The 4,672-nt window shown below is 59.4% G+C and carries 4 protein-coding genes and 1 pseudogene; 2 read left to right on the top strand and 3 right to left on the bottom strand.

The window, feature by feature from the left end; genetic code table 11:
• Both B4F73_RS03760 and B4F73_RS03755 read right to left on the bottom strand, forming a co-directional pair.
• Positions 1-223, bottom strand: a pseudogene (locus B4F73_RS03760) (AAA family ATPase); the annotation flags it as partial.
• Positions 224-339: 116 nt separating this feature from the next.
• Entirely contained in the window at positions 340-864 is a 525-nt protein-coding gene (locus tag B4F73_RS03755) for a GcrA family cell cycle regulator (RefSeq protein WP_034817126.1), read from the bottom strand.
• Between the two features lie 275 nt (positions 865-1,139).
• Here B4F73_RS03755 and B4F73_RS03750 point away from each other — a divergent pair, with 275 nt between their 5' ends.
• Positions 1,140-1,976 (top strand): ABC transporter permease, encoded by an 837-nt coding sequence (locus tag B4F73_RS03750; protein WP_206992134.1) that lies wholly within the window; start codon positions 1,140-1,142, stop codon positions 1,974-1,976.
• A 91-nt stretch (positions 1,977-2,067) separates the two neighbouring features.
• Positions 2,068-2,682, top strand: coding sequence for a hypothetical protein (locus B4F73_RS03745; RefSeq protein WP_290482538.1), 615 nt, complete (start codon positions 2,068-2,070; stop codon positions 2,680-2,682).
• A 72-nt stretch (positions 2,683-2,754) separates the two neighbouring features.
• Here the strand turns inward: B4F73_RS03745 and B4F73_RS03740 are convergent.
• Positions 2,755-4,672 (bottom strand): caspase family protein (locus tag B4F73_RS03740; protein ID WP_290482537.1); only part of this gene is annotated, 1,918 nt, incomplete at its 5' end.

Raw genomic sequence — 4,672 nt, 5'->3', positions numbered from 1 at the left:
AGAAGGAATGGATCGTCTGCCCGCCGGCATTCATGGCCGCCACACCCGTGGGAGCCAGCACGATGGCCTTCTCGCCCGCGCCTGCCAGGAACTTGCGCAACATCGTGGTCTTGCCAGTACCTGCGCGGCCAGTGAGGAACAGATTGCCCTGTGCGCCGGTGCCGGTGGCGACCCAGTTTGCGGGCGTGGCATAGATGGTGTCGGGGGTGGTTTCGGTGGTCACGTGTCTGGCTTAACGGCGTTTTGCGCGGAAGGCGAGGGTGGCCCTGCCGGGAGTGGAAAAGCCCCCGAAGAAACACTTCGGGGGCTTCCAGTCAGCCATAAGAATGCGTGCCGGGTTTAGCCGGCAATACGGCGGACATAATCATAGGCGCCTTTGCGGCTGTCCCGTTTGCGTGCGGGCTGGAACGCCACTTTCGCATGTTCGGAACAGTATGGACCGCAATCAGATTTGCGTCCGCAGAAAGCGAATTTCGGATCGGCTGGATCCCCAATCGGCCATTTGCACATGGAGTCGCGCAGCGTGAGGATCGATGCGGGTTCCCCGTCAGCCTGTTGCAGCGGCGGCAGCGGCGCCATCACTTCTGTGCGCTCTACCGGGCGCGGAGCCGCGGTCTCCGGAGTTGCCGGGGTTGCCACCTTGACGCTGCCATCAGGCAACACGCGCGGCTTCGGACGGGCCAGCCGTGGGGGGCGCTTTACCGGGCGGGATGGTGTCGCGCGACCCGACAGGCCCAGGCGATGGACTTTGCCGATAACAGCATTGCGAGTGACCCCGCCCAGCTGTTTGGCAATCTGGGAAGCCGAATGGCCTTCCGCCCAGAGTTTCTTCAGCACGCTTACCCGTTCTTCGGTCCAGGACATGGTTGATGTCTCCCAGCTCGGTTCAAGATCGTTAACACTTACGATCCATCAGCCCCTATATATTGAGATGACTTGATACACGTCATCCGCTCAGCACCTAGATATCGTATCAGCAGCGAAACGAAACACAACATGCAGCGCAGGCTTTCCACAGGCTTTCTACATATTGTGGTTAACTGCATCAGCCTGTGGACAAAAGCGAGGCAGCCAAATTTCCGAAGTTTTTCCGCGTCTTGCCCCTCGCAGACTCAGGTAAAGACGCCTAGATACTGCGCATGACCGATACAGCTGCTGACCAGACCTCCGCCCATCGCCTTGTCCGCCAGTATGGCAAAATGAACGGGTTGGGACTCTGGACCCTGTTCAAGCGCGAGATCGGCCGCTTCCTGAAAGTGTGGATGCAAACCGTGTTTGCGCCGGTCGTTACGACACTTCTTTTCATGACGGTTTTCAAGCTGGCCTTCGGCGAGCGCGGTCGGCTGACGGGTGATTTCGAGGGGCTGAGTTATATCGAGTTTCTCGCACCTGGCCTGATTGTCATGGCGATCCTGCAGAATGCGTTTCAGAACACAAGTTCCAGCCTCGTGCAGGCGAAGTTCAATTCCACCTATGTCGACTTCCTGATGCCGCCGCTTTCCCCCATGGAGCTGACCATCGGCTTTATCGGCGGATCGGTTGTGCGCGGCCTGCTCGTCGCCTTTATTTCCGCCATCGGCATCCAACTCAGCGGCCTTGCTGATCTCAGCGTGGCGCATGTCTGGCCAATCCTGTGGTTCAGCATCACATCTGCGATCGCGCTTGGCGCACTAGGTGCCATCGGTGGGATCTGGGCCGACAAATTCGACCACTTGTCTGCCGTGACCAATTTCGTGATCGTACCGCTCACATTCCTGTCGGGCACGTTTTACGACATCAAGGTCATGTCGGAACCCTTCTACACAATGGCTCTGCTGGACCCTTTCTTCTACATGATTGACGGGTTTCGGTATGGTTTCCTGGGCGTTGCTAACAGCTCCGTGATTGTTGGGGTCTGGGTAACGGGATTGCTGTCTGTTGCAGGCATATTCGCTGTCTGGCTCATGTTTCGGTCGGGCTACAAGCTGAAAGCCTAAGACTCCCCTCAGGCGGGAGCAGCATTGACGCTCCAGTTCCGTCCCCCTTGAATGCCGGAAATCCCGGCAGGGGAAAGAATTGGAGAAAATCATGGGTAGTGGGAAATTCCTCGCAGTTGCGATTGCTGCAACGGCACTTCTGGCGGGGTGCCAGATGATGCCGGCTGAACAGACAGTCGGCGAATATTGCGCCAATCCGGACAAGGCCGACGAGGCTGTTTGCAAACTGAAAATGGAAATCGACGGCAACAGCACCGCGCTGGCCGATACTGATATGCGTCTGTCACAGGCTCGGAACATGGCGGATAGCGCCACGGAGGCGGCTGCGCGAGCCCAGGCAAGCGCAGATGCGGCGAGAGCGCGCGCGGACGCGGCGATGGCGCTGGCCGAAGAGGCTAATGGCAAGGAAGTCCAGTGCGAAACCCGCACCATACAGAATTCCGACACGGGTTCCTGCCGGCCCGGCTATGCGCTGACCAGCTGCACGCAAACCCGCTACACCTATCGGGCAGGGGGCATGTCTATCCTGCGAGAGATCAATGACGAGCAGTGCCGCTTCAACAGCCGCGTGCTGGAAATGCAGGTTCGCTGCTGTGCGGTGTCCGGGTCGGCGCCGCAGCCGGAAGACACGCTGATCGAGAATGAGGTCCCACCGCAGCCGCCTCAGCCGGAAGCTCCGAAAGAGCCGGTGCCGGTCAGCCCGTAACGCAGACTGTCAGATTGAACTTCAGAGCCGCCGGAACCGTGTTCCGGCGGCTTCTTTCTTGCGCTCCATTGCTCAGTTGCTGTCCTGAACGAAGTAAAAGTCGCCACCCGTTGTACCATCGGTGTAGATGGGGCGCTGTTTCTGTCCAGTGCGTGCAGCGACGGCATCCTGGACACGCTTGAACACGACATTGGCCGGATCATCGAGGGTGCTGATGAGGGCGGAGAGTTCTTCTGAATAGACTCCGTCATCAGCGGCTGTCTTGCCGGGTTCCGTTGCAAAGGCCTGGAACACGCCGGACGCCCAGCCGACCGGGCTGTAGGCTCGCATGAGGCCACGGCTCTGATCATCCATTACCGTTCGGCAGGCGTCAAAGACGATGAACGAAGTCGGTGCGACTGTGGTCGAGACACGGTTGAAGATCTGTTCAAAACTGACGCCAAAGTCGCGAATGTCGTCCGGTGACGCGCCGGGAATATCGGTCGGCAAGATGAAGTTCGTACCGTCGACGTTCACGCCATGACCCGAATAATAGAAGAAGGTGACCGGATAGGCTCCTGCATCCTTGCGTGCCTTGGCCATGCGGCCGAGCAGACTCAACGCGCGAACCGTCTGGCGTTGGCCGAGATCTTCGCATTGCAGGACCGAGAAGCCGACGCCAGTCAGTGCCGCGGTGATCCGGTCGCCATCGTCATGGGTCACAGTCAGGCGACTGACAGGGGGCGTATAGGCCAGATTGCTGAGCACCATTGCCTGACGGTCCGCATTCGGGCCGGCGACCCATGTGCAGCCTGCGATCTCGGTGTCGGGCAACAGGCCGGTCGCCGCGTTGGCAATATCGGCGGGGCTGGAAAGCGTTGACGGGTTTGATGCGTTGGTGGGCGCCAACAGTGTATTTGCGCCGCTGAGGGTGGAGGCCATGTCAGCTTCAGGCGCAGGGGAGCGACTTGCGACCGAGGTTGCTTCAGCAACCGGCCCCGGATCGACCAGCAATTCTTCAATCGATGTGACCTTGATTGAGAGTGGTATGGTTTTCACGGCGCGGGCAAACCGTTCGCCATTCACGTCGACAGTTTCCGATACGGTGAAGGTCAGGTTGGGCGTTCCAGCCTGCCGTGGCGTGACCTGCCACTGCCAGAGCGTTGGCGACCCAGGCAAGACAGGCTGCTCAGAAGGTGTGGTGGCGACGAAGTCGTAACCCTCGCCGGAAGCCGAGGCCGTCATCACCTGGCTTGCGCGGACGGTGTCAAAGCGGAGCGACATGGCACTTTCTGAGCTGCCTGGCGCAAGGCCCGTGCCCATAATGCCACGTAGCGATTCATCCACTTCGGCTTCACTCGTGTTGCGCTGAAGAGGCTGGATGGCGACTTCGAGGAAATAGGGCTGGCCGAGCACCATCTGTTCCGGCGCATGGTGTGCGATGCGGCCACTGTCGAAATCGTTCGCCGCTTCGGCTGCGAGTTCTGAATATCGATAGTCCCATTCTGGGCACGGCCGTATGAGTTGGGCGTCGTCCAGCGTCACGGTCTCGCTCCAGAAACAAAGCGGCTTTTCGACGATGCCGACTTCATAACCGTCTCCTGCAAGATCAATGGCGAGCGCATCCAGCGTGGTAATGAGGTCGCCATCGATGCGATGGATGGCCTGCGTAAACGTCTCGGCATTCATATCCGTACAGGTAACGAGCAAGGTCCGGGGTGCGGAAATCTCCGCTTGGCAGGTTTCGGAATAGCCCGGACCCGCCGCGGTGGCTTCAAGATCCGAGAAATCTCCTTCCTCAAGGGCTGCGAGCAACTCAAGCATGGCGGGATCATCTGCGTACAGCTCACGAATATCGTCGATTTCATCAGCCGGTGCCGAGGCTTCATTTTCGTAGGCGTCTTCTTCGTCGGAATAGCCCCACTCGGATCCGGCATCTCCATATTCGCCATATCCTGTTGACCAGTCGGGCTCGTCTTCGACCATCGCCGGTGGCGGAGGTGGCGGAGGT

Source organism: Hyphomonas sp. UBA3601, assembly GCF_002375605.1.
In the GTDB taxonomy this organism is placed as follows: Bacteria; Pseudomonadota; Alphaproteobacteria; order Caulobacterales; family Hyphomonadaceae; genus Hyphomonas.
This window is presented reverse-complemented; position numbering and strand designations above follow the sequence as displayed.